The 24,694-nt window shown below is 66.7% G+C and carries 24 protein-coding genes and 3 pseudogenes; 14 read left to right on the top strand and 13 right to left on the bottom strand.

Translation table 11 applies throughout. From position 1 onward, the window contains the following. Positions 1 to 190: 190 nt before the first annotated feature. Positions 191 to 1,453 carry an IS256 family transposase gene (locus tag BAY60_RS36390; protein WP_425466516.1) on the top strand — a complete coding sequence of 421 codons (1,263 nt, stop codon included), beginning with the start codon at positions 191 to 193 and terminating at the stop codon, positions 1,451 to 1,453. Between the two features lie 27 nt (positions 1,454 to 1,480). Here BAY60_RS36390 and BAY60_RS38270 read toward each other — a convergent pair whose 3' ends face one another. The 5 genes from BAY60_RS38270 to BAY60_RS36370 form a co-directional block, all read right to left on the bottom strand. Further along, the gene (locus BAY60_RS38270) at positions 1,481 to 1,834 is read right to left on the bottom strand and encodes a DUF6114 domain-containing protein (RefSeq protein ID WP_218160488.1); all 354 of its coding nucleotides are present in this window, start codon (positions 1,832 to 1,834) and stop codon (positions 1,481 to 1,483) included. Between the two features lie 165 nt (positions 1,835 to 1,999). Continuing rightward, on the bottom strand, positions 2,000 to 2,206 hold the full coding sequence (locus tag BAY60_RS36385) for a hypothetical protein (protein WP_043832446.1): 207 nt from the start codon (positions 2,204 to 2,206) through the stop codon (positions 2,000 to 2,002). Positions 2,207 to 2,394: 188 nt separating this feature from the next. After that, positions 2,395 to 3,855, bottom strand: coding sequence for a cytochrome P450 (locus BAY60_RS36380; RefSeq protein WP_051172182.1), 1,461 nt, complete (start codon positions 3,853 to 3,855; stop codon positions 2,395 to 2,397). Positions 3,856 to 3,866: 11 nt separating this feature from the next. Next, complete coding sequence (locus tag BAY60_RS36375) at positions 3,867 to 4,913, bottom strand: LLM class flavin-dependent oxidoreductase (protein WP_072029910.1); 1,047 nt, start codon at positions 4,911 to 4,913, stop codon at positions 3,867 to 3,869. Beyond that, complete coding sequence (locus BAY60_RS36370) at positions 4,910 to 5,842, bottom strand: SDR family oxidoreductase (RefSeq protein WP_072029911.1); 933 nt, start codon at positions 5,840 to 5,842, stop codon at positions 4,910 to 4,912. The genes BAY60_RS36375 and BAY60_RS36370 overlap by 4 nt, the downstream gene beginning before the upstream one ends. Positions 5,843 to 5,931: 89 nt before the next feature. Here BAY60_RS36370 and BAY60_RS36365 point away from each other — a divergent pair, with 89 nt between their 5' ends. The 4 genes from BAY60_RS36365 to BAY60_RS36345 all read left to right on the top strand — a co-directional run bounded on the left by BAY60_RS36365 (position 5,932) and on the right by BAY60_RS36345 (position 9,825). After that, entirely contained in the window at positions 5,932 to 6,549 is a 618-nt protein-coding gene (locus tag BAY60_RS36365) for a TetR/AcrR family transcriptional regulator (RefSeq protein ID WP_043832444.1), read from the top strand. Between the two features lie 105 nt (positions 6,550 to 6,654). Beyond that, positions 6,655 to 7,152, top strand: a complete 498-nt coding sequence (locus BAY60_RS36360; protein ID WP_072029913.1) for a PaaI family thioesterase — start codon at positions 6,655 to 6,657, stop codon at positions 7,150 to 7,152. 88 nt (positions 7,153 to 7,240) lie between these two features. Further along, positions 7,241 to 8,386, top strand: coding sequence for an acyl-CoA dehydrogenase family protein (locus tag BAY60_RS36355; protein WP_072029917.1), 1,146 nt, complete (start codon positions 7,241 to 7,243; stop codon positions 8,384 to 8,386). A 344-nt stretch (positions 8,387 to 8,730) separates the two neighbouring features. Then, positions 8,731 to 9,825: a BtrH N-terminal domain-containing protein gene (locus BAY60_RS36345; RefSeq protein ID WP_043832437.1), complete on the top strand. Its 1,095-nt coding sequence runs from the start codon at positions 8,731 to 8,733 to the stop codon at positions 9,823 to 9,825. Between the two features lie 65 nt (positions 9,826 to 9,890). On the opposite strand, the gene BAY60_RS36340 is transcribed toward BAY60_RS36345, so the two are convergent. The 5 genes from BAY60_RS36340 to BAY60_RS36320 all read right to left on the bottom strand — a co-directional run bounded on the left by BAY60_RS36340 (position 9,891) and on the right by BAY60_RS36320 (position 15,128). Then, a complete protein-coding gene (locus BAY60_RS36340; protein WP_043832435.1) occupies positions 9,891 to 10,520 on the bottom strand; it encodes a TetR/AcrR family transcriptional regulator in 630 nt (209 codons plus the stop codon). Between the two features lies 1 nt (position 10,521). Continuing rightward, complete coding sequence (locus BAY60_RS36335) at positions 10,522 to 11,736, bottom strand: NAD(P)/FAD-dependent oxidoreductase (RefSeq protein ID WP_043832433.1); 1,215 nt, start codon at positions 11,734 to 11,736, stop codon at positions 10,522 to 10,524. A 2-nt stretch (positions 11,737 to 11,738) separates the two neighbouring features. Beyond that, on the bottom strand, positions 11,739 to 11,930 hold the full coding sequence (locus tag BAY60_RS36330) for a ferredoxin (RefSeq protein WP_043832431.1): 192 nt from the start codon (positions 11,928 to 11,930) through the stop codon (positions 11,739 to 11,741). Then, entirely contained in the window at positions 11,930 to 13,327 is a 1,398-nt protein-coding gene (locus BAY60_RS36325) for a fatty acid desaturase (RefSeq protein ID WP_043832429.1), read from the bottom strand. Before BAY60_RS36325 ends, BAY60_RS36330 begins: the two co-directional genes overlap by 1 nt. 928 nt (positions 13,328 to 14,255) lie before the next feature. Next, positions 14,256 to 15,128 carry an alpha/beta fold hydrolase gene (locus tag BAY60_RS36320; protein WP_072029919.1) on the bottom strand — a complete coding sequence of 291 codons (873 nt, stop codon included), beginning with the start codon at positions 15,126 to 15,128 and terminating at the stop codon, positions 14,256 to 14,258. A 193-nt stretch (positions 15,129 to 15,321) separates the two neighbouring features. On the opposite strand from BAY60_RS36320, the gene BAY60_RS36315 reads away from it, so the two are divergent. The 6 genes and pseudogenes from BAY60_RS36315 (at position 15,322) to BAY60_RS37480 (ending at position 18,090) form a co-directional block, all read left to right on the top strand. Further along, the gene (locus BAY60_RS36315; RefSeq protein WP_170160675.1) at positions 15,322 to 15,972 is read left to right on the top strand and encodes a TetR/AcrR family transcriptional regulator; all 651 of its coding nucleotides are present in this window, start codon (positions 15,322 to 15,324) and stop codon (positions 15,970 to 15,972) included. 112 nt (positions 15,973 to 16,084) lie between these two features. Beyond that, positions 16,085 to 16,750 (top strand): DUF6230 family protein, encoded by a 666-nt coding sequence (locus BAY60_RS36310; RefSeq protein WP_146771145.1) that lies wholly within the window; start codon positions 16,085 to 16,087, stop codon positions 16,748 to 16,750. Continuing rightward, positions 16,741 to 17,169, top strand: a complete 429-nt coding sequence (locus tag BAY60_RS36305) for a DUF6114 domain-containing protein (protein ID WP_318780707.1) — start codon at positions 16,741 to 16,743, stop codon at positions 17,167 to 17,169. Before BAY60_RS36310 ends, BAY60_RS36305 begins: the two co-directional genes overlap by 10 nt. Before the next feature lie 132 nt (positions 17,170 to 17,301). Beyond that, a pseudogene (locus BAY60_RS37485) lies at positions 17,302 to 17,466 on the top strand (DUF6114 domain-containing protein); the annotation flags it as partial. Positions 17,467 to 17,641: 175 nt separating this feature from the next. After that, positions 17,642 to 17,971, top strand: a complete 330-nt coding sequence (locus BAY60_RS36300; RefSeq protein ID WP_076153553.1) for a PAS domain-containing protein — start codon at positions 17,642 to 17,644, stop codon at positions 17,969 to 17,971. After that, the gene (locus BAY60_RS37480; protein ID WP_158077458.1) at positions 17,968 to 18,090 is read left to right on the top strand and encodes an ANTAR domain-containing protein; all 123 of its coding nucleotides are present in this window, start codon (positions 17,968 to 17,970) and stop codon (positions 18,088 to 18,090) included. The genes BAY60_RS36300 and BAY60_RS37480 overlap by 4 nt, the downstream gene beginning before the upstream one ends. Positions 18,091 to 18,990: 900 nt before the next feature. Here the strand turns inward: BAY60_RS37480 and BAY60_RS38715 are convergent. Both BAY60_RS38715 and ctaD read right to left on the bottom strand, forming a co-directional pair. Then, positions 18,991 to 19,220, bottom strand: a pseudogene (locus BAY60_RS38715) (IS30 family transposase); the annotation flags it as partial. A gap of 99 nt (positions 19,221 to 19,319) precedes the next feature. Beyond that, positions 19,320 to 21,065, bottom strand: coding sequence for an aa3-type cytochrome oxidase subunit I (gene ctaD / locus BAY60_RS36290; RefSeq protein ID WP_043832423.1), 1,746 nt, complete (start codon positions 21,063 to 21,065; stop codon positions 19,320 to 19,322). Positions 21,066 to 21,916: 851 nt separating this feature from the next. On the opposite strand from ctaD, the gene BAY60_RS37475 reads away from it, so the two are divergent. After that, entirely contained in the window at positions 21,917 to 22,096 is a 180-nt protein-coding gene (locus BAY60_RS37475) for a hypothetical protein (RefSeq protein ID WP_170160674.1), read from the top strand. Between the two features lie 8 nt (positions 22,097 to 22,104). On the opposite strand, the gene BAY60_RS36285 is transcribed toward BAY60_RS37475, so the two are convergent. Continuing rightward, positions 22,105 to 22,674: a hypothetical protein gene (locus tag BAY60_RS36285; RefSeq protein ID WP_043832421.1), complete on the bottom strand. Its 570-nt coding sequence runs from the start codon at positions 22,672 to 22,674 to the stop codon at positions 22,105 to 22,107. A gap of 294 nt (positions 22,675 to 22,968) precedes the next feature. On the opposite strand from BAY60_RS36285, the pseudogene BAY60_RS36280 reads away from it, so the two are divergent. Beyond that, positions 22,969 to 23,346 (top strand): annotated as a pseudogene (locus tag BAY60_RS36280) (hypothetical protein); the annotation flags it as partial. 39 nt (positions 23,347 to 23,385) lie between these two features. After that, entirely contained in the window at positions 23,386 to 24,519 is a 1,134-nt protein-coding gene (locus tag BAY60_RS36275; RefSeq protein ID WP_043829840.1) for an IS701 family transposase, read from the top strand. Positions 24,520 to 24,694 lie beyond the last annotated feature (175 nt).

Genomic DNA, 24,694 nt, shown 5'->3' with positions numbered 1-24,694 from the left:
TTAGGCCGTCCGAGCAGGTTCGTTCCACGTACCGACGCTGCACTCGAACGTGCGGTAGTAACCCTGCGGTTGCACGATGGGGGACTGTGTCGTGAGCGGTGTTTCCGGCCCGACACGCCGGGGGTGAAATCCGGCGGGATGGGTACGGGCAGTGATGGCATTCGATGCTGTGAGCGCGGATCAGAGGAAGATGAGGAAGTCGGAGCGGGAGCGGTCGGCCGAGCAGGCTGCTGCGGCGGCGATGGTGGCGCAGGCGCGGGAACGTGGCCTGTCGCTCACTGGGCCGGACGGGCTGTTGAAGCTGTTCACTAAGAACGTTCTGGAAGCGGCGCTGAACGAGGAGATGACCGAGCATCTCGGGCACGCGAAGAATCGTGCCGGTTCGAATCGTGATTCGTCGAATGTGCGGAATGGGACCCGGGGGAAGACGGTGGTTTCGGACGCGGCTGGAGAGGTGAACATCGAGGTTCCCCGGGATCGGGAATCGACTTTCGAGCCGAAGATCGTAAAGAAACGTCAGCGTCGACTGACTGACGTGGATGAGATCGTGTTGTCGTTGTATGCGAAGGGGATGACCACGGGCGAAATTTCGGCGCATTTCGCCGAGATTTACGGCGCGTCGGTGTCGAAGGAGACGGTGTCTCGGATTACCGACAAGGTGATTGAGGAGATGCAGGACTGGGCCAGCCGTCCATTGGAGCCGGTCTACGCCGCGGTGTTCGTGGACGCGATCGTGGTCAAGGTGCGGGACGGCCAGGTCGCCAACCGGCCGTTCTACGCCGCGATCGGCGTCACCACCGACGGCCGCAAGGACGTGCTCGGATTGTGGGCCGGTACCGGCGGCGAGGGCGCCAAGTTCTGGATGAGTGTGCTGGTGGATCTCAAGAACCGCGGCGTTAAGGACGTGTTCTTCCTGGTTTGTGACGGCCTCAAGGGGTTACCGGAGGTGGTGGAGCAGGTGTGGCCACAAACGATCGTCCAGACGTGCGTTCTGCATTTAATTCGTAATTCGTTTCGGCTGACTTCCCGGAAATACACGGACGCGTTGAAACGCGACCTGAAAGAAATCTACACGGCACCCAACGCCGACGCCGCCGCAACGGCACTGGACGAACTGGACGAGAAATGGTCGAAGAAATACCCAGCCATGGTTCGACTCTGGCGTAACGCCTGGACCGAATTCGTTCCTTTTCTGGACTACGATATCGAGATCAGGAGGATGATCTGCTCGACGAACGCGATCGAGTCGTTGAACGCACGCTACCGGCGCGCGATCCGGGCACGTGGGCACTTCACCACCGAGCAAGCGGCGATGAAGTGCTTGTATCTTGTGACCCGCAGCCTCGACCCCACAGGGACCGGGGCGGCACGATGGATGATGCGTTGGAAGCCAGTGATCAACGCGTTCTCCATCACCTTCGGTGACCGCTGGCCGGTGACCGAGACCTACTAATCGACACCGCCGGAAACACCGTTCGCGTTACGGACCCTCCCGCGGGATGCCGAGCAGGAGGCCGCACAGGTTGGTGTAGAGGAACGAGGCCAGAGGCGTCAGGACGAGCGCGACGCCGAGCGGTGCGTGGTGTTGGGGCTGGGTCCAGAGCAACACACCGAGGACGATCATTCCGCCCCCGAGTAGGAATCCGGTCAAGCCCGCGGTGCCGGGCAGTGCGAAGACGGTGTACTGGTTGGGGGTAGCAGCATGATCGTGGTACCCGCCACGATGGCCAGCAGTCCTGCGAAGACGGGCGCCGACGGCGCCATTGCCGCCACCAGGCCCCCGGCGTTGCGCATGCCCGTACTGTGCCGAAGGAGACAGCTGGCGGTGACCCATCGCAGGTTGGCAAGCATGTGGCGCCGCGGTTCAGGGCGAGACTGTGCCCGGCAGCGTCCGGGCCGTTGATCTCTTCGATGGCCACTGTAGATCCTCGGTGCGCAGGTCGGGGCTCCTGGCTTGGTAGCTATCCGCAAGATAAACGGACCCACGGGGTTGTCTACTTTACTGGGAAGCGCAGACGCCTTTGGCGCGCAACTGCTGCAGGCCGACCACGACCACGGGCCGGGTGTGTCCGTCGCGGGGCGGAAGAACTGTGGGTAGGTTCCATACCCGTGTGCGGAACACCTCGTCCAGGGCGATCTTGATGCGTTGCTGGCCCCGCACGACTGCAGACACCGGCAGCACTCCCAGCATCATCAGTGCCATCACGAGGGGTGGCGGGGGCGAGCAGGCCGATGAAGCATCGCCACCGGATGCGGCTGCTGCAGGAGTCGGGGGAGGGCACGCTGGCGCGGTGCTCGGCTCATGGTGCGTTCATCGCTGTGTGCCTCCGTGGTCGCGGGCCCGGCCTCGGGGATCATCGGTGTCCTTGCGGTTCGGCTGGCGCGGTGCGTGGGTCAACGGGGGGTGAGGTGCACGGGCAGTCCGTCGGCGGGCACGGGGAGGGAGGTGTTATCCCACCGAATGCGGTAGCCATCGGGGACGCTCCAGCGGTAGCTGCGCAACATCTCGTGCAGGATGGCTTTGACCTCCAGAGTGCCGAAGTGCATGCCGATGCATTTGTGCACGCCGCCGCCGAAGGGGATCCAGGCGAAGCGGTGGGTGTGGTCTTCGCGGCGGTCCGCGGCGAAGCGGTCGGGGTCGAAGGTGTCGGGCTCGGTCCAGCATTCGGGTACGAAGTGGTTGATGGCTGGGGCGAGGGCGACGAGGGTGTCGGCGGGCAGGTAGTGGCCCAGGAGGTCGGTGTCGGTGACGGTCTTGCGCATCACCAGGGGCACGGGGGCGAGCAGCCGGAGGGCTTCCTTGATGATCCGGTCGAGGGTGTCCAGGCTTTCCAGGGCGTCGATGTCGGGCGGGGCGTCGCCGAGGGCGAGGGATTCCTGCCGGGCGCGGTCTTGCCATTCGGGATGGGTGGCGAGGTAGTAGGCGGCCGCGGTGGTGGTGATGGTGGAGGTGTCGTGTGCGGCCATCATCAGAAAGATCATGTGGTTGATGACGTCGTCGTCGCTGAACCGCTCGCCCTCCGGAGTGGTGGCGTGGCACAGCGCGGCGAAGAGGTCCTCGCTCGTGCTGGCGCGGGCGGCGGGTAGGTGCTGGGCGAAGTAGTCTTCCAGTACCCGGCGGCCGCGCACGCCGGCGCGCCAGCGAGTGCCGGGCAGCGGGGCGCGCACGAGCGCGCTGGCGGCGCGCACGGTGGCCACGAAGGCCTGGTTGATCTGCTCGGTGTCGGTCGAGCCGCCGCGGCCGCCCATGAACACCTGGGTCGCGATGTCTAGAGTGAGGTGTTTGAGTAGCCAGTACAACCGCACCGGACGGTCGGTGGGCCAGGTGGGCACGCTAGCGCGCACGCAGGGCGCGACCTGCTGGGTGTAGCCGGCCAGGCGGTCACGGGTGAAGGCCTGCTGCATGATGCGGCGGTGCATCTTGTGCTCGTCGAAGTCGAGCAGCATCAGCCCGCGGTGGAAGAACTGGTCGATCAGAAATGCCCACCCGGCCTGGGAAAAGGCCTTGTCTTTGTTGGTCAGCACCAGCTGCGTCGCCTCCGGGCCGGCCACGGTGGCGATGCGGGTGCCGAACGCGCCCATCCAGGTGACCGGGCCGTAGCGTTCGTAGCGTTCGCGGCCGAAGTCGGTGCCGAATCGGATGTAGTCGAGCAGATGCCCCACCACAGGTGTGCCGAAGTCGCCGCGGACCGGTCGCAGGCCGCTGCCTGCGGGCGGGGTGGCCAGGTCGGTGGCGGGCCAGCGGCGGCTGAACCGGCGCCACGCCTCGTCGACCGCCTGGGGTGCGGGGGCCACCAGTACCGACGATAGGCGCTGTCGGGCGGCCTGGGTGGTGCGTTCAACGATGGGGACCATGGCGGCTCTCCTTATTTGGTGGGTGTGCAGGTCAGTGGGGCGAAGGCATCCAGGACGGCGGTGGTGGCCGACCGGCCGGCGAAGGAGGGTGGATACAGCAGGGTCTGCTCGTACAGGCCCGCCCACCGCGTGGTGAACTGGGTGCGGACCTGCTCAGGCGTGCCGGCCACGGCGATGGTGTCGATCATCCGGTCCGACACTGCGGCCACCATCGCCTCCAGGTCACCGGCGCGGCGGGCGGCGCGGATGGCCGCGGCCTCGTCGGTGAAGTCGTGCAGGGCGAGGATGGCGTCGTAGGTTTTCACCGAGGCATAGAACGCGATCTGGGCCGCGGCGAGTCGGCGGGCGTGGTTTTCGTCGGGATCCACCGCGCAGATCACATAGCCGGCGACCGGCACCGCCCCGGTGCGGCCGGCGCGGTCGGCACCGGCCTGCAGCGCGGGCCGCACCGTGTGGCGCAGGTACTCGGGGGTAAACAAGGGATGGCCCACCAGCCCGTCGGCCACCGCCCCGGCGGCGCGCACCATGCGCGCGTTCACCCCGGCCAGATACACCGGGATCGCCCGCCGCGTGGGGGCCGCGACGGGCGCGGTCGGGACCACGTGGGTGCGGTAGAACCGGCCCTCGTGCCGCACCGGAGCTTCATCCAGCCGCCACAGCCGGCGCAACAGCGGCACCAGCTCCTCCACCCGGGGCGCGGGATGCTCACCGGACAAGCCGTGCCAGTCCTGCTGCATGCGCCGTGTTCCCGTCCCCAGCCCCAGGATCAGCCGCCCGCCGCAGACCGCGTCCAGATCCCGCGCCTCGGCGGCCAGCACCAGCGGGGTCCGGCCCAACCCGTAGGCGATCCCGGTGCCCACCGTGATCGTCTCGGTCACCGCGGCCATCGCCGCCGCGGCCACCACGGCCGAACGGTCGTAGAACTCCGCCGCCCAGGCCGACTCGAACCCGGCCTGTTCCGCGTGGGCGGCCAGGGCCGCCACCTCGTGGACGTCGTGGCCGGCGCACACCAGCGACACCCCTCGCTGCGTCGCCGTGGTGCTCGGGTCGCTCGTCATGAGGGTTGCGCTCCCGCCGCCTGCTGATTGGCCAGCGCGTCCGGGCTGGCCAGTGCGTCGTGCCCGCGCTCGGGCACAGCGCGGGCCTCGTAACCGGCCCGGGCAGCCGGGTCAGCACCGGCCAGGACCCGATCCGCTCCGGAGATCCGCATCAGGACATCGGCCAGCGCGCGCGGCACCAGCTCCAGCAGCCGGTTGACCGCCCCCAGCCACCGGGGCACGTACACAGCGAACCGCGGCCGGCGCACCGCGCCCACGATCGCGTCGGCCACCTGCTGCGCGGTCACCGGCCGCACCAGCGGGGACCCACCCAGACCGGTGGCCAGTTCGGTCCGCACCACCGTGGGCATCACACACGACACCGCCACCCCGGTGCCCCGCAGTTCCGCGCGCAACGCCTCCGACAAGCCCACGACACCGTGTTTGGTGGCGCAATACGTGGCCGCCCCAGCGAAGCCCACCTTGCCCGCCTGCGAGGCCACATTGACGATGTGCCCCCGCCCGCGCGGCCGCATCCGGCGCACGGCCTGCTGGCTGCCATGGATCACCGCGTGCAGATTGAGCTCCACCTGCCGGGCCGTCACCGATCCCGGCTCCTCACCCAGCGGCCCCAGCGGCATGATCCCGGCATTGTTGATCAGTACATCCAGCGGGCCGCACGTCGACTCGACCTGGTCAAGGAACGCCGTGAAGGCCTCCCCGTCGGTGACATCCACCTGCCACCCGCGCACCGTCGGGTGCTGACTCAGCCACTGTCCTGTGGGGAGATCGAGGTCTGCGACGGCCACCGTCGCCCCGGCTGTGGCGAGCGCGTGCGCGGTCGCGGCCCCGATGCCTCGCGATCCCCCGGTGATGGCCACGACCACACCGCGCAGCGGCCGCGCGGTCCGCTCCCGGCGCCCTCGAGCCCCGTTGACCTGCTGTGCCACTGGTATCGCCTCCGCTGCCGATCGCTCCGACTTCTGACAGGAACCACGGTCAGAATGATTCTGACAGGAGAGTATGTCAAGATGGGGGCATGTCGGTGCCGAAGCGAAGCTATCGGGGTATCAGCGCCCAGCAGCGCCGCGACCAGCGGCGCGAGCAACTGTTGGCGGCCGGGTTGGATTTGCTGGGCACCCATGGGTGGCGGCAGACCACGATGACCGCGGTCTGCACGCGAGCCGGGCTGACCGAGCGCTACTTCTACGAGAGCTTTGCCCACCGGGATGAGCTGCTGCTGGCGGTGCTGGACCGGATCGCGTCGCAGATCCGGGACGTGGGGCTGCGCGCTCTGGCCGAGACGGAGGGCGACCCCCAGATGAAAGCCAAAGCGGCGATCGGCGCGTTCGTCGACCTGCTCACCGGCGACCCGCGCATCGGGCGCGTGGCCATGCTGGAATCCGCCGCCGAGCCGCTGCGCGCGCGGCGGCACGAACTGCTGCGCGAGTTCGCCCAGCTGATCGCCACCCAAGCCCGCACCCTCTACGGCGACGATGCGCTCCCGCCACCCCACGACCAGATCGCCGGTCTGCTGCTCACCGGCGGCCTCGCCGAACTACTCATGGCCTGGCTGACCGGGGAACTCCCCGCCAGCCGCCAGGACATCATCGACATCGGCGCAGCCCATTTCGCCGCGACGACACAGCGGCACTAGACCAGCGGCGTGACGGTGGCCACAACCCGTTTCTTAAACCCCCAGTATCACAGCGATACTACTAGTCTCGCACTCACCGATGGCGCGAAGGAGGGGGACACCGCGATGGCCGACTCGACGCTCACTTCGCTGCCGCCGCACCATCCACAGTGCCTGGGGTGCGGGCCGGACAACCCGGCCGGCCTGCACCTGGCCGTCTCCCGCGACGGAGACAGCGTGGTCACCGACGTCACCTTCGACAAACGGCATCGCGGCGCCCCGGGCCTGGCACACGGTGGCGCGATCTCGGCGGCCTGCGACGACCTGTTCGGGTTCGTCCTCTACGTCGTGGAAGAGATGGCCGTCACCCGGAGGTTGACCGTCGACTATCTCGCGCCGGTGCCGCTGGGCCAGCCGCACCGCATCACCGCAGGCCTGCAGCGGCGGCACGGCCGGCGACTCCACCTGGAGGCCACCGGCACCGGCCACGACGGCATCACCCGGTTCACCGCCGAGGCCCTGTTCGTCGTCGTCGACCACCACCACTTCGCCCCGCACGGCCTTGAAGCCGACGTCCAGGCCATGTTCACCCGGCCTCAACGACGTGACCGCAAGGACCGCTGAGGGCGAACCTCTGTCGTCCCGCACGTCGGCGCCGGGTTCGAGATATGCCCAAGCCCGGAAACCACCACGACTCGGAGGGAGACACGCTATGGCTGAGTACCGCAGCCGGTGGAACACCGATGATGTTGAAGAGTTCCGTGATCTGGCCCGTCAGTTCTGCCGGAAAGAACTGGCCCCGAACCAGCAGCGCTGGGCCGAGCAGAAAAGTGTCGACCGGGACCTCTGGACCACCGCCGGGCAGGTGGGGTTGCTGTGCTTGTCCATCCCGGAGGACTACGGTGGAGGCGGCGGTTCGTTCGCGCACGAGGCCGTACTGCTGGAAGAGCAGGCCGCCAGTGGCGACACCTGCTGGGGCGTGGGGCTGCACAACGCGATCGTGGCGCACTACATCCTCGCCTACGGCACCGAGGACCAGAAGCAGGCATGGCTGCCCAAACTCGCCTCCGGCGAATGGGTGGGTGCCATCGCCATGACCGAGCCAGGGACCGGCTCGGACCTGCAGAATGTGACGACGAAGGCGATCCGTGACGGCGACAGCTACGTGATCAACGGCGCGAAGACCTTCATCACCAACGGCGGCCAGGCCGACCTGGCGATCGTGGTGACCAAGACCGATCCGTCCCTGGGCGCCGACGGCATTTCGCTGGTCGTGGTGGAATCCGGCCGCGCGGGGTTCCGTCGCGGCCGTGTGCTGGACAAGATCGGCCTGCACGGGCAGGACACCGCCGAGTTGTTCTTCGACGACGTCCGCGTCCCGGCCACCAACCTCCTCGGCACCGCCGAGGGCCAGGGTTTCGGCCAGCTGATGCAGCAACTCCCGCAGGAGCGGCTGCTCATCGGCATCACCTCGGTCGCCGCCCTGGAAGCGGCTCTGCACGACACACTCACCTACACCAGGAACCGCCAGGCCTTCGGCCGGGAGATCTTCTCCTTTCAGAACACCAGGTTCACCCTTGCCGAGGCCGCGACCGAGGCCCGGGTCTGCCGCGTGTTCCTCGACGACTGCATCAGCCGCCACCTCGACGGCGGCCTCGACGTGGCCACCGCCGCCATGCTCAAGTGGTGGTGCAGCGACCGAGCCATGCACGTGATCGACAACTGTCTCCAACTCCACGGCGGCTACGGCTACATGAGCGAGTACCGCATCGCCCGCGCCTGGACCGACCAGCGCGTACAGAAGATCTACGGCGGCACCAACGAGATCATGAAGGAAATCATCGCCCGCACCCTGTAGCTCGAAGGACCCGTCACCATGCCATCCGGCTGTCGCACCACGTCGCGGTGCCGGAGACGTCGAGGTGGGGCAGGGCGTTGGCGACATCTACGTCCGGTCAACGACGCCGCCCAGGGAATCGGGGCCGCAATCGCGATCGCCGGCAGTCTGCTCGCCAGCAGCTACCGCACCCACCTCGGTGCCACCACCGCCACGCTGCCGACCCAGGTGCGCGGCGGTGCCACCGACTCCCTGTCCAAGGCAGTGCACCGCACCGTCATCGCCACGATCCCGCTGACCCTGTGGGCACCCGCATACCACTCACACATCGCATAGACCGCCCGCGATTAGTACAGGAGCCACCCGTGACTGACCAGCAGCACATCACTGACTACCCGCACGAGTTGGCCGGGCACTGCGGCTCCGGGGCGCTGCGCGACCTGCTGCACTGGGCCGGTTTGTCTTACGAGTCCACACCCCTCGACGAGGGCACCATCTTCGGTCTCGGCGGCGCGCTCGGCTTCACCTACCTGCGCCATCCGGCTATGACCCCACCGATCTACCTGGTCGGCCGCGGCCCCGACCTCACCGTCGACTTCACCCGCCGTCTCGGAATCACCGCCACCCACGACACCACCGACGACCCCGACGAAGGCTGGGCCTGGGTCCGCGACGAACTTGACCAGGGCTACCCCGTGTTGTGCTGGGCCGACATCGCCGAACTCCCCTACCTGCGGGTCCGGCTGAGCATGAGCCGCCACGACATCGTCATCGTCGGCTACAACGACGACAGCCACACCGCCACCGTCGTCGACAATGACCGCCCCGACCCGCAACACGTCCCCTACGATGCGCTCGCCCGCGCTCGGGCGTCCACCGGCTTTCCCACCCCTACCCGGCACACCACCTACCGGCTGCGCTACCCCACCCAGCTGCCGCCCCTCGCCGACGTCACCGCTGACGCCTGCCACGCGGCCGCCCGAGCTCTGCGCGACCCCGAACCAATGTTTGACAGCATTACCCACGGCACTCCAGGTCTGGTGGAGGGACACGGTGTGGACGGCGTAGCTACCTTCGTCGACGACCTCAGCCGCTGGCCCGAACTGTTCTCCTCCGACCAGCTCGACACCACGCTGTTCGCCCTGGCCGCCTTCATCGAGAAAGCCGGGACCGGCGGAGGCCTGTTCCGCCGACTGCAAGCCGACTACCTCAGCTACCTGGCCCGCCGCACACAGCTGTCGACCGCTCGGCAAGCCGCCGACACCTACACCCGACTCGCCCGCCTGTGGAGCGACCTCGCCGCCATCGCCACCAGCAAAACCGACGCGCTCACCCGCATCCACACCATCCACGCCGCCGCCCGCCACTTGCCCGCACTGGAGCAACGCGCCGCGGACGACCTCCAGATCCTCGCCCGCGACCTCACCGCGGGAGACACCAACGGCGCGGACCCTGGCTAGCCGGGGAGCGCGCGAGAGAGCGTACTCGGCGAAACGGCCGGTCCACCGCGTCAGCCCCGCCCGCGTCAGCCGTAGCGCAGGGGCTTCCGGGAGGGCTGGTCAAGCACGCGGGAGGCCAGCCAGGCGAGACCGTCCGCGGTGTGCGCTGGGGTCTGCGAGGGTTGCATGACGTGGCTGAGGACTGTCCGGACGATCGCGTCGACCACCACACCGATCTGCTCAACTGTGAGCCCTGGCCGGTAGGACGCCACGCGGTGTGTGAGCATTGCTTTGGTCCGGGTGATCAGGGTGCCCGCCTGTGTGGTCAGCAGTGGGAGTAGTTCGGTGTCCGTGCCATGGGTGGCGGAGGCGATCGCGCGGAGCAGGAGATTGTCGGCGGCGAGTTCCAGCACGTTACGCACCGCGGCATAGATCGCCTCGACGAGGTCGGTTGGGTGGCGGTCGAAGGCGTCGCCGACGACGGTGAGGAACCGGTCCAGCTCGTGGGCGACCATGGCGTCGGCCAGCGCGGCCTTGGACCCAATCTCGTTGTAGACGGTCTGGCGGCTGACGCCGACGTGTTCGGCCAGCCGCGCCATGGTGACCGCCGACCAGCCGGTGCGAGCTGTCAACTCGATCGCCGCGGCGATGATCGGCTGCCGGTACTGGCCGCCCACGGCGGACGCGGCTGAGAGAGTCCCGCCCATGGCCGCCATCCTAGGCGACCGCCCCGGTGGTGGCCGCGAACGCGACCGCTTCCGCCCACGACCCCCGGGCGGCGATGCGCCGCCGGTACTTCATGATCTCGCGCGGCCGGTCCACGGTGAGCGCGCCGACGATCCGGTCGCCGCGCCGGTACAGCGCCGTGAACCCGGCCTCGGCCGGCACGGCGACCACCACCTCCTCGGCGCGTGAAGTGCCGACGAACTGGATGCGGTGGCCGTACCAGTCGGACCAGAAGTAAGGCACTGCCGCCAGTGGGCGCGCGGCGGCCGGGTCGAGGGCGTGTCGGGCGGCGGCCGCTCCCTGCTCGGCGGCGTTCGTCCAGTGCTCTAGTCGCATCGACTCGTCGTCGAACAGCGGGTTGACCACATGGGCCACGTCGCCCGCCGCGTACACACCCGATAGGCCGGTTGACAGGGTGGCGTCGCAGACCACGCCGCGGTCACGCTCGTGCAACGGCACGCCGCTGCCCTCGAGCCAGCGGGTGGCCGGGTAGACCCCGGTACCGGCCACGACGAGGTCCGCGGGCAGGACCTCCCCGGTGGACAACCGCACCCCGGTCACCACGCCATCCGCCGCCTCCAGCCGCATGACCTGGGTGGACAACCGCAGGTCAGTGCCCGCCGCGCGGTGCAGGTCGGCGCAGACGGAGCCAACCTGCCGCCCGACCGAGCGGACGAGTGGCAGGTCCAGCGTCTCGACGACCGTGACCGGCAAGCCCCGCTTGCGTGCCGCGGAGGCGACCTCCGAACCGATGAAGCCGGCGCCGATCACGACGGTGCGCGCGCCCCGATCCAACCCGGCGCGTACCGCGGCGGCGTCCTGCGCCGTCCGCAAGGTGTGGACTCCGGCGCAGCCATCGGAGCCGGGGAACCGCCGTGCCGTGGCGCCGGTCGCGAGCACCAACGCCTCGTAGCGCACCATCGTGCCGGACACCGACACTTCCCGAACCTCGGTGTCGAGCCCGTCCGCAGGTGCTCCCAGCATCAGCTCGACACCGAGGTCCTCGCGCAACTCAGTCTCGCTGCGGAAGGGCTCCACACTGGCGGGGCCGTCCGGGTCGAGGAACGCCTTCGACAGCGGTGGCCGGTCGTAGGGCAGCTGTTCCTCCGCGCCGATCAGCACAATCCGGCCGTCGTAGCCGACGCGGCGCGCGGACTCCACCGCGCGCAGCCCAGCCAGCGAAGCGCCGACCACCACGAGTGTCACGGTCAGTCCCTCAGCTTCAACGCGAGCACCGGACAGGCGTCGACCGCAGCGGTGAGGTCCTGCCGGTGTTCCTCGTCTGGGTGTTCCTCGTGCACGACGACCCTGCCGTCATCGCCCACCTCGAAGAAGTCGGGCGCCATCGCCTCGCACATACCGAGGCCCTCGCACCTGTCCCGGTCGGCTTCAATCCGCATCACGCGCTCACCCGCCCCGGGGCCACGAAGTCGACCTTCTCCCGGACGCCGCAATCCGGGCAGCACCAGGAGTCCGGGATCGCCGACCACGGCGTGCCCGCAGGGAACCCCTCGCGCGGGTCGCCGAGCTTCTCGTCGTAGACATAGCCGCAGCCGGGGCACATCCCGCCGTCCGTCGCGTCACCTCCGGCGTCGGCGGCGACGACTTCGGGCGCGTCGGTGGCGCCATACCGGACGAGTACCTTCGCCCGCTTGCCCGGCTGGATGTTGGCGCGGCTGATGTCGCCGTCGAAGTGGGCGACCACGCGCGGGTCCATCACCCGGCGCCACAGCGGCGGGATGAGCGCCAACACGATCATCCCGGCGTACCCGGTGGGCAATACCGGCGACTCGGCGAAGTCGCGCAGTGTCTGGTATCGGCGGGTGGGGTTGGCGTGGTGGTCGCTGTGCCGCTGCAGGTGGTAGAGCAGGACGTTCGTGGCGATGTTGTTGGAGTTCCAGCTGTGACTGGGATCGACCCGCTCGTAGCGGCGCCGCTTAGGCGTGCCCACCTGCTGGCGCAGCATCCCGTAGTGCTCCATGTAATTCACGATCTCCAGCAGCGAGAACCCGATCACCGCCTGGATCAGCAGGTAGGGAACAATGCCGACGCCCAGCCACGCGATCATCGCGGTCCACAGCACGGCCGACATCAGCCACGCGTTGAGCACGTCGTTGCCGATCCGGAACGGGTGCTGCCCACGACGTGCGTAGCGGTTACGCTCCAGCTCCCAGGCCGACTTCAACGAACCGAAGACGGTACGCGGCCAGAATCGGTAGAAGCTTTCCCCCACGCGGCTGCTCGCCGGGTCCTCCGGAGTCGCCACGCGCACGTGGTGGCCGCGGTTGTGCTCGATGTAAAAGTGCCCATAGAAACTCTGCGCCAGCGCGATCTTCGACAACCACCGCTCATGGCTCTCCTTCTTGTGCCCGAGCTCGTGCGCGGTGTTGATACCGATCCCGCCGATACACCCGATCGTGGCGGCCAGGCCGATCTTGTCCACGACAGACAGCTCTCCCCGCGCGATCAGCCAGAACGCGAAAATGAACGCCGCGTACTGGATAGGCAGGAACAAGTAGGTGATCCAGCGGTAGTAGCGGTCGTTCTCGAGTTGCTCGATAACATCGTCGGGCGGATTGCTGCGGTCCAGGCCGGCGACCAAGTCGATCGCCGGGACCACGAGCAGGATCACGATCGGACCGATCCAGAACCACACGCCCCAGCCGGTCACCGCGTGCATCGCGATCGCCAGGAACGCCAGTGACGGCACCACCAGGCCGATCAGCCACAGGTAGCGCTTGCGGTCAGTCCACTGCTGCGTCGAGCCAGCGGGCACCGTTGCCTTCTTACCGCTCATCTCACCCTCCTCAGCTAGTTGACAAAACCGTACAACACGTACAGCGCTCTTGACAAGATTGGAGATTGTGTAAAAGTACCCGCCATCGTCGCGCAGGTCCCGGGCGAACCTACTGAACTGAGACACCTCTGCAGCACGACGACCGCCGCGTTCCAATGGATGTGAATCCAGGCGCGTTCCGGACGGAGGCGGCGCCCAAGCTGGCCAGCTTGGGCGGCCATCGTCGCGGGAGAGGACCGCAGGTCTGGGGCCATGGAACGTCTACTGCGTCGGTACCGTCGTCTCCGCCCGCACGGGGACGTTTGTTCTCGGTTACTGTGGTGGCAAATGCCGTGGTCCAGGCTGCCATCGTCGGGCGTCAGCGAACACGGTGGAACCCGGTGCGGCGCCCTCCGGCGCCGTAGCCAATCCCGCGACACCCAGGGTCAGATCTTTGATGCCGAGGTCTGCCGAGACCACCTACACGCCTTCGCCGATCTCATCGACGGCCCGCTGACCCACCTGCCTTGCGGTCACGTACGTCGGAACTGCGGGTGACCCGACGGGCGAGTTCTCATCGGCGGCCGACGCGGCCTGACCGCACACCCGGTGTGTCCGTGAAACTGGGGCAAGCTCACTGATTACCGCAATCAAAGCCGCAGCCGCGTAGATGGCGTGGTGCGGGGTGCACCGGGACGGCGAAGTGAACCCGGCGGGCGGGGATCGAAGGTGCAGTGGCACCACGGAGTCAAGCGTCGACTGGAGAAGTTCATCGGCCCGCGTGTTATCTCCAGGTCGCTGCCGAAAGACGTGGTAGGAGCCCTATGGCGAGCTGAGCGGACGTTGGGCGCGGCTGGTTCAAACAGGTGCTGGCGGGGTCGCTACTCGGCGGGTTGACGATGTCCTGCTCGCCTTGGTGGGCGGCTCGGGTGGGCGACGATCGGTCGTGTCACATGTCGGGAATGGCTGGGAGGTCGTTGAGGTAGTCGAGCAGGGCAGTGGTAAAGAAGTCGTTGTCGTCGCCGACGATCATGTGGCCGGTGTTGGCGATGGTGATGCTGCTGGCGGTGGGGATGCGATCGAGGAGGTGCTCGACGGAGCCTTGGTCGATGACGTCGGACAGTTCACCGCGGATGAGCAGGGTGGGTGCGGTGATCTGGTGCGCGGCGTCATCGATTTGGCGCAGAGTGGCGGTGAACGCAGCGGGATCGGCCATGAACTGGAGAAGTTGGGGATCCCAGTGCCAGTACCAGCGCCCGTCGCGATGTTTGCGGAGGTTCTTGCGCAGCCCGCGGGTGCTGCCGGGCGTGGTTCGATGCGGGTTGTAGTCCGCGAGCGCGGCGGCGGCGTCGTCGAGGGTGGCGAATCCCTCGCGGTGTTGACCCATGAATCTGAGGATGCGTTCGGCGCCGGTGGTGTTCATCTGCGGGGCGATGTCGACCATGACCAGGGCGCGGCCGAGGTCATGGTGCGCTTGGGCGACCAGGGCGGTGAGGCCGCCCATGGAGGCTCCGACGAGCACGGGCCTGTCCTCGCACGTTCGGCCGATGTGGGTGAGGTCGTCGACGAGGTGCTCGAGGGTGTAGCCGTCGGGGCAGGCCCAGTCGCTGTCGCCATGGCCTCGGGCGTCGAGGGTCAGCGCGGACCAGCCGTCGGCGGCGAGGCGGGCGGCGGTGCGCTGCCAGGATTTGCGGGTCTGTCCGACGCCGTGGAGCAGGATGGCAGTGCCGCGCGGGTGGGTACTCGTGTCCGGTGTCCAGTGGTCGCCGGCGAGAGTGATGCCTTCGCACTGGTAGTGGACGGTGGTGGGGCCGGTGGTCACGGGCTGAACCTCTTCTGGGTGTTGTCCCGCGCGAACTGTCGACCGCTCGGGCTGTGCGGTGCGGCCGACCACGCGATTTAAGACTGACAGTATCGGACCTAGACTATTAGTTAACAGGCCAGATGTGGGGACCGTGTGACGATCAATTACACGAACTCAACGGCTGCTGGCTGTAGGAGAGAGAGGGGACTCGATGTCGGCCAACGCCGCGATGCCCGCCCAGCCGGAGCCCGGGAATGCTGCCCAGGACCCCCGGCCCGCGCGTTCTCGCGCGCTGCTGATCGACGCGGCCACCCGGTTACTGACCGAGGGCGGTATCGACGCGGTCACCATCGACGCAGTGACACGCGTCGCCAGCGTTTCTCGCGCAACCCTCTACCGGCACTTCGGCACCGGCACCGAGTTGTTGGCGGCCGCGTTCGAGCAACTCCTACCGCCGGTGCCGCCCGCCCCGGAGAGCGGGACACTGCGCGAGCGGCTGCTCGCGCTGCTGGCCAAGCAGGCCGCGCTGATCGAGCACGCTCCGCTGCACCTGACGCTGCTGTCGTGGCTGGGCTTGAGCATGCCCACGGCCGGACCCGTCGACAACGTCGACAACGGTGAGCCCGAGAGCGACCGGCCGCGACTGCATACGTTGAAGCGCCGACTCATCGCCCAGTACCGCGAGCCGTTCGACGCCGTCCTGTCCAGCGCCGGCCTGCGCGAGGTCATCGACACCGATCAGGCGCTAGCGCAGCTGATCGGCCCGCTCATCTTCAACCGGCTGGTCACCGGACGAGCCAGCGGCACGACGTTCTGTGCCCGGATCATCGACGACTTCCTCGCCGCCCACACCGTGAGCTGACCGAACCGCGCGAGCCGGGACTGTGCGTTATTGTCGCCGGCGCGAGACTGCTAGTCTCGGTACAGGACTCCTAGTCTTATTGAGTCGCGTGCCGCATCGAAGGCTCCGGCCGGTGAGCACGCCGCAAAGAAGGTGGTCGGTCATGGCAACGGTGTCGAGGCATGCAGCCGACTCGGGTGCGAGCGTTGGGGGCGGACGGACCCGGTGGCGCCGCTTCGTGGGACTGCTGACGCCGGCATTGATCGTGGTGGTGCTGATGGTCGGCGGGATGATCAACGGTGTGCTGCCGATCTCCATCGCGGCGGAGGGTCAACGCCGTATCAAGATCGAAATCGATGAGATGTCGGCGACCGGCTACGGGACTTTTCCTCAGTTCTTCGAAACCCAGGACGGCCGCAAGCACACCGTCGTGGTCGTCGGGCTCTCCGGTGTCCGCGCGACCGGGCTGTGCGGCTCGGGCAAGGCGCGAACCCCCTTCGGAGACTATGTGCTGCGGGTCGAGACCAGAGGCGATCAGCGACTGCAGGCCGATGACGTCAAGTTCGCTATCGAGAACATCGACGGCGCTGACCTGGCCGGGGGCACCCTCACGTTGAACCGCCACGACACCGCGCCTGACGGCACGCCGGTGGACTCCGGGCACGAGGGAACGCTCCCGATCACCGCGCGGTCGGTGCTGCTGGACCTGCACGCCGACGTCCGCTGGGTCACCACCAGCGGGCTGAAACTGTCCGCGGTCGACCTGACCGCCGGGACCGACGTCAAGGAGTGCTTCTAGTGGAGCTGTCCTGGGGTCGTTGGTGGGCGGCCTCGGTTCGGTGGCGGCGGGGCCGACCGTTCTGGGGTGGCGTGGTCACTCTGGCCGGTGGGCTGATCATCCTGCTGTTACCCGCCAACCAGTTCACCGTGCTGGCGCTGCCCGGTGTCGCGGGGCTGGCCGGGTTCCTGCTCGGTGGGCTGATCGCGGCCATGGGCCCGCTGCTGTGGTTTCTCCCCGAGCAGCGAGTCATGCTCGGCATCGCAATCGTCCTGCTCGCCCTCGCCTCATTCGTCTATTCCAACCTCGGCGGCTTCCTGATCGGCATGCTGCTGAGCATTATCGGCGGCAGCCTCGGGTTCGCCTGGACCCCCAGCGCGACGAAACGACCAACACCGCCGCACCCACGACCCTCTCCGACCCCGAGGCCCCGCTCCTGACGGGACCGTAACGCGAGCTGCACCTCTCTGTGTCAAGCGGCTGGTGTCAGAGAGGGAACCAACTTGTTGAATCTGGGCAGAGATCGTGGTCTGCAGCCATGATCTTTGAGGCTGTGATTCGGATTCCTACTCGGGGGCGGAATGATCGCCCTCGGTGTGTTGCTCTGGACCCAGCCCCAACACCACGCACCGCTCGGCGTCGCGCTCGTCCTGACGGCTCTGGCCTCGTTCCTCTACACCAACCTGGGCGGCTTCCTGCTCGGCATGCCCGCCGCTGGCGTTGCTGCTGTCGGTTGAGTCAGCGGGTCATCGTCATGGCCGCCACCATCACTCCTGAGTGGAAGGGGGTGATGACATGACCGATGATGCAGAGAAGCGGCACCTGTCCAATCCGCTGGGCGCGGACAGTGTCCATCGGATCGGCCGCTACACCTACGAACGGGCTCGCGATTCCTGAGAGTGGACGACGGGGGTGTACCTGATTCACGGCTACGAACCGGGCGAGATCGAGCCAAGTACGCAGTTGCTGCTAGAGCACAAACACCCGGAGGAACGGCCTCGCGCCAACGAGGTACTCGACAAGGCGCTGGCAACCGGCGAGCCATTCTCCTACTACCACCGCATCATCGATACACATCAGCAGGTACGACACGTGGTCGTGCTCGGCGAGGGCCACCATGACGAACAGGGCCAGGTGCAACGGGTATCCGGATACATTGTGGACCTCACGGAGAGCCCGACCTGGACGTCCAGACCGAGGTGGACCACCAACTGGACGCCGCGCTCAGCACTCGAGCAGTGATTGAACAGGCCAAAAAAACGTTGATGCTGACCTACAGCATTGATAATGCTGTGGCGTGGTCACTGTTGCGCTGGCAATCGCAGGAACACAACGTGAAAGTGCGTGAACTCGCCGCCTGACTGGTCGATGGTATGACGAAACAGCAACACATCTCGGAGCAGAGCAATCAAGAGTTCACTCACCACTTCCTCACCCTGGCCGAGTGCCCCCGCTCCAACTGAGCAACCGAGCGGCTGACGTGTCCTGCTGCGAATCATTCACATCCTGCTATGCGGAAGGGGAAGCTCGCCGACGCCGACATATCCTCCCGGCTCGCCACGTGGCGTGGATGATGGCGTCGTGCATCTGTCGCAGCGGCCGGGCTGGACTCTTCGTCCCTGCTGGCCTCGGTGCGATCAGCGGTAGCTGACTCGCATCTCCAGGGAATAGATACTGGTCTTTTTGGTCTTGTCCTTGACGTGGTATCGCCAGGGCACTTCGTGGGTATTCCGTCGCTTGAAATTCAGCCTGAACCGGGTCTGCGTCGCGACCGTCGTTCGCTGATGGCGGTAAGTAGTTGTTGATCTGAGGCCATAAAATGGTAGCCACGATGCCGAACAGTCGGAACGATCGCGTCGCTGCTCCAGTTGCCTCGTCACCCGTAACTCCACATGCGGTTGATGCTCACTCAGCATGGGGCATTCACTGGGCAGCAGACTACCGATCTTTCTGCTTGTTGATCTGGTGGTCGTGCCACTTCCCCGGCAAGGTGCCTTTCTCCCTCTCGGGATCTGGATCGCCGCCGTAGGGGCGCATACCACTTGAGGCGACGCGCGTATCCAACTCATTACTCTGGTCGTGATCGGCCTCAGGCTCGGGCTGCTCGTCATCGTTGTGCTCGCCGGATGGGCTTTTCCTGATCGGGTCCGGCCTGTCTGGTCGAGAGGAGTCGTGCTCAGGTCCAGTGGTCATCGCGATTCAGCTCTTCCCTCGGGGCTTCCCTAACACTCGGTTAGCACCCCGCGCCATTGACCGGTTCGTCGAAGAGTGGCGATCCGCTGCCGCTCCACCCGAGACAGATACCGGCTCGACCGGGTCTCCTCGGCAACCAATGCGGGTGGAAGCTCGCCGTTCTCCGCCCGCCAGCGGTAGCCGGTTTTACGGCCAATCCCGCGATCTGGCACGCCTCCACCGTCCCTACACCCGCCAGAACCAACTGCCAGTACCGCGACTCAAGATCCAACCGCCGCTTCGCTCCACGCCTCGTCATCAGTACGCCCTCTTCTACCAGGAGTGTTGCGACAAGTACTGGAACCCAAGCCGAACCAGGGGGTCAGATTTCGACCGGCGTTGACAGGGCGCATATCCGCTACTTGCCGCGCGGGTCGCTGCTTGGTCCCTGTTCGTCAGGCTGGGTGAGCGCGGCCCCGAGTTCTTCGGGTGCGGCGGGCTGGGGGCGCTGTTTGACGGGGGTGCGGTGGCTTTCGTTTCGGAACTTTTCGACGAAGTGGGGGTAGTGCAGTTCGAAGGCTGGTCGTTCGGAGCGGATTCGGGGCAGGTCGTAGAAGTTGTGCCGCGGGGGTGGAGACGTCGTCGCCCATTCGAGCGAGTTGCCGTACCCCCAGGGGTCGTCCAGGTCGGTGGGTTCGCCGAAGCGCCAGCTGCGGACGACGTTCCAGATGAACGGCAGCACGGAGGCACCCAAGATGTAGGACCCGATGGTGGACACCATGTGCAACCCGGTGAAGCCGTCGCTCGCAAGGTACTCGGCGTAACGGCGGGGCATTCCCTCCGCCCCGAGCCAGTGCTGCACGAGAAACGTCGTGTGAAAGCCGATGAACGTGGTCCAGAAGTGCAGCCTGGCCAGTGGCTCGTCCATCATCCGACCGGTGATCTTGGGAAACCAGAAGTAGATCCCGGCGAACGTCGCGAACACGATGGTGCCGAACAGGACGTAGTGGAAGTGCGCGACCACGAAGTAGCTGTCGGTGACGTGGAAGTCGACTCCCGGCGCCGCGAGCAGCACGCCGGAGAGCCCGCCGAACAGGAACGTCACCATGAACCCGATCGACCACAGCATCGGTGACTCGAAAGTCAGCTGCCCCTTCCACATAGTGCCGATCCAGTTGAAGAACTTGATCCCGGTCGGCACCGCGATCAGGAATGACAGGAACGCAAAGAACGGCAGCAGCACAGCGCCTGTCGCGTACATATGATGCGCCCATACGGCGAGTGACAGGCCGGTGATGGCGACCGTCGCCCAGACCATCAACTTGTAGCCGAACAGTGGTTTTCGGCTGAACACCGGCACGATCTCGCTGATGATGCCGAAGTACGGCAGGGCCACGATGTAGACCTCGGGGTGACCGAAGAACCAGAACAGGTGCTGCCACAGGATCGCGCCACCGTTGGCCGGGTCGAACACGTGTGCGCCGAGGTGACGGTCTGCCAGCAGCCCGAACAGCGCCGCCGTAAGGATCGGGAACGCCGCGAGTACCAGCACGCTGGTGAACAGGATGTTCCAGGTGAAGATCGGCATCCGCCACATCAACATGCCGGGCGCGCGCAGACAGGCGATCGTGGTGATCATGTTGACCGCACCCAGGATCGTGCCGAGGCCGGTGATGATCAGACCCACCGCCCACAGATCCCCGCCCACTCCCGGGCTGTACGCCGCAGTGGACAGGGGTGTGTAGGCGAACCAGCCGAAGTCGGCGGCACCACCAGGCGTGAGGAAGCCGCCGATGGTGATGAGCGCTCCGAACAGGTACAGCCAGTAGGAGAGTGCGTTCAGTCTCGGGAACGCGACGTCCGGCGAGCCGATCTGCAACGGCACAAGGAAGTTGGCGAAGCCGAACACGTTCGGCGTCGCGTACAACAGCATCATGATGGTGCCGTGCATGGTGAACAGCTGGTTGTACTGCTCTGGAGAGAGGAACTGCAGCCCTGGGTAACCCAGTTCGGTACGCATCAGCAGAGCCATGAGACCGCCGATCAGGAAGAACCCGAACGAGGTCACCAGGTAGAGGATGCCGATCTGCTTGTGATCGGTCGTCCTGATCAACCGCAACAGCACCTGCCCAGGCGGCTCGGCACGACGCGGCGCATGCGGCATCGGCGCCGGTGAGTAGGTGCTCCTCGATGTCTGCGTCACGGGTTCAACTGCCCTCGCTCGCGTCACTGGCAACTCACATCCACTAATGGCGGCACAGGAGTACCCGGCGCCGCTGCTCTTACACCCGCAGTACCCAGGTCTCGGCTTCACCCGCTCCGTGTACGCGCCCGCCTTGCACGAGAAGCACCGTGGCCCCGATCGAAGCGGCAGCACTCAGGGGAACGAGGAGCGCCGGGTGGACCACTGTCAACACAGACAACAACATGGGCCACGTCCTTCCAGAGCCGCTCTGGAGGGGACGTGGCCCATGCCGCTCCCCGGTATCGGGACACTGACCATACCGATTCCGGGGGCTCGGAGCGGTCAGCGTTGCTGACCGTTGGCGTTGGCAACTCGCCTGTGTCAGGTTCGCTCCGTAATTGACGATTGCGATAGCAGACCGCAGCTCTTGGATCGCCAGTGGTGATGCTCGTCGGTCTCCATGCCGTCTGGCCTGAACGGCTACCCCCGCCCGGGTAGGGCAAACGGCGTCGTCAATGTGACAAGCGGCGATATAGCAAGCGCTGATCTCATGCGGAAAGCCGGGAGCGAGATCGCAGTGGTGCCTACGCGTCAGTCCGAGGGTCAGAGCAATCGTGGCTACGCTTCCGCGGCTCGGTCTGCACGCGTCCACAGCCCGAACTCCCAGTCACTCGAGTGGATCCTGCAGTGGGTCCTGAGCACCGGTGCCAGGGAGGCATATGCCTGCGATAGCCGTCATCGTCGCTAACGACGCCGCGGGCTTCGCGTCATGCCGCATCAGTTGAATTGATAGCACCCGTGTCGGTCGATGACAGGGCGTCCAGCACGAGATGGATCGCGACGCCGAGTACGACGTGCCCAACGAGACCGCGCGCGTGGGTTTGCCAGGGGTAGGCTTTCGCTGGTCCAGTGACGCGAAGCAGTGGGCCGGCGATTTCATCGTTGACGACGAACAAGCCGAATCCCGAGAGCGCGCGCTCACGCCTGCTCTGCTGTGTCGAGACCCTTGATGTCGTGGTCAATGTCCACGGCCAGTGATCACATCGCGGATACGATCCACCAGGCCGACACCGGGGGCCAGCATTTGCAGCGCAGCACCCTCCTTCGGACTGTTCGGGTGGGGCCGGGTAGGCGACATCTGCGCCGATTCCTGAGCGCGAACGCCAAGGGTGACCAGCTCGTCGTTCGAGCACGTTTTCTGCATCAGTGGGAACAGCATGAACTCTTGCTCGTGTACCACGGCCTTCACCTGCCCCATCAGAGTATGGATTGTGGGCCAGAAGTGAGGGTCGTCCGGATCCAGGCCTTCGAGCTCCTTCATCGTCTGCTCCGCTTCTGCCAGCGCCGCGATCTCCCGGTCCGCGATCTCGTCGCCGCCGGGCAACCGGTCACGGACGAAGGGAAAGAGGTGGATCTCCTCGACGACGGAGTTCTTCATCAGCCCAATCACAGCCTGCTGCACCAGGCCCCGGGCCTGCTCACTCGGAGCGTTGCGCAGCTTCTCGAGTTGGCTGAACAACAGGGAAACCTGCCGCTGCTGGCCGATGAGATACGTGATGATGCTGGGCGGCGCAATGGTGGCTGTCATGCAATATCCGTACCCGCGCCAGCACACGCCAAACCGGCTTACCCCAGCACGAGTAAACGTCGGCGGAGCGATCAGTACCTGGTCACCGAGTTGGAGCACCCGTGCGCAGCGGGTGGGAACCGAATACGTCGGGAAGGGACCACACTGGGGCTGATCGGCGCGGGTTTGCAGCGGGGACAGCGGTTCGTGTCGGGTTGACATCGATTCGGTCGCACGACCTATCCGCGGTTCACGCTGACCCGCTCCTGCTGGGCCCACACGATTGGGACCGGTGGGCCGGGGTACTCGGGTGTGATGAAACGAGCGCTGTGGCAGGGCCTGGTTGCCGGCGCGGCCGGGGTGGTGGTGATGACGCTGGGCGAGAAGGTGGAGCAACGCCTGACCGGACGCCCCGATTCCCACGTTCCGGCACGAGTTCTGCAACGCCTGACCGGGATGAGGGAACGACCGCGACGACAACCTGTGCCGGTGAACTGGGCGATGCACGTCGGCCAGGGTGTACTGCTCGGCGTACTACGTTCGGTCATGGCGCATGCCGGGCTGCGCGGTCCGTGGTCCTCGGCGAAGTTCGCTGTGGTCCGGCTGACCAATGACCAGATTCTGGAGAACGCCACCGGCGTCGGTGCCCCACCACCCTCGTGGCCCCGGCAGGAACTGGTGGTGGACCTAGTACTGCAACGGCAGTTGGTCGTCGTGTGGTAGATCATCGTTGTGGTGGTCGATGTGGTGATGGGGCAGCTGGATCGGGTTCATGATCGGATCGCGGGACGGTTCAGGCGGTCGGAGCCGCGGGGCCGGGCTCGGGAGTATGTGTCCGGGCTGGTCGCGGGGTTGGAGCGGAAGAACGGCTGGACACTGGCGGAGCAGTCCGGTGAGGTGTCTCCGGATGGGATGCAGCGGTTGTTGCGCTGGGCGGACTGGGACATCGACGGGGTGCGTGACGACGTGCGGGACTACGTGGTCGAGCATCTCGGCGAGCCGGGCGGCGTGCTGATCGTGGACGACACCGGGTTCCTGAAGAAAGGTGTGCGCTCGGCCGGGGTGCAGCGGCAGTATTCCGGGACGGCGGGGCGGATCGAGAACTGTCAGATCGGGACCTTTCTCGCCTATGCCGGTGATCATGGGCATGCGCTGATCGATCGGGCGCTGTATCTGCCGGAGCCGTGGATCGCCGACCGGGACCGGTGCCAACGGGCGGGGATTCCGGATGAGGTCGAGTTCGCCACGAAGCCGCGGCAGGCGATGGGCATGCTGGCGCGGGCGTTCGAGGCGGGTGTGCCGTTCGCGTGGGTCACCGCCGATGAGGCCTACGGGCAGGTCAAGTACCTGCGAGCCTGGCTGGAGGAACACGACGCCGCGTACGTGCTGGCCACCAAGGTCAACGACACCCTGATCACCGCCGAGGGCACCGAACAGCGGGCCGATGAGCTGATCGCGGACCTGCCCGCCCGGGCGTGGCGGCGGTTGTCGGTCGGTGCCGGCGCGCACGGGCCGCGCGAGTACGACTGGGCACGGGTGCCGGTCCGGATTGGCTGGCAGGCCGGGCGCGGGCACTGGCTGCTCGCCCGGCGTTCGATCTCTGATCCGACCGAGATCGCCTACTACATCTGCTACGGGCCCCGCCGGTCCACCCTGCTGAACCTGGCCTGGATCGCCGGGGCGCGCTGGCGGATCGAAGAGTGTTTCCAGCAGGCCAAGAACGAAGCCGGACTGGATCACTACCAGGTCCGGTCCTGGCGGGCGTGGTACGCCCACATCACCCTGTCGATGCTCGCCCACGCCTGGCTCGCCGTCGCCAAATCCCTTGCCATAAAAGGGGAATCGGTATCGCCGAACCAGACATGATCAGCTTTACACTACCGGAGATCCGGCGCCTGCTCACCAAGCTGGTCCTGCGTGTCGCCGACGCCGCCGAACACATCTGGTCCTGGTCACGCTTCCGCCGCCGACGACAACACCAAGCCCGCCTCAGCCACTACAAACGCCGCGGCTACCCACTTCCTTAACTGCCGTTGCAGTA

Origin of the sequence: Prauserella muralis (genome assembly GCF_003202285.1) — a bacterium.
Taxonomy (GTDB): Bacteria; Actinomycetota; Actinomycetes; order Mycobacteriales; family Pseudonocardiaceae; genus Prauserella_B; species Prauserella_B muralis.
This window is presented reverse-complemented; position numbering and strand designations above follow the sequence as displayed.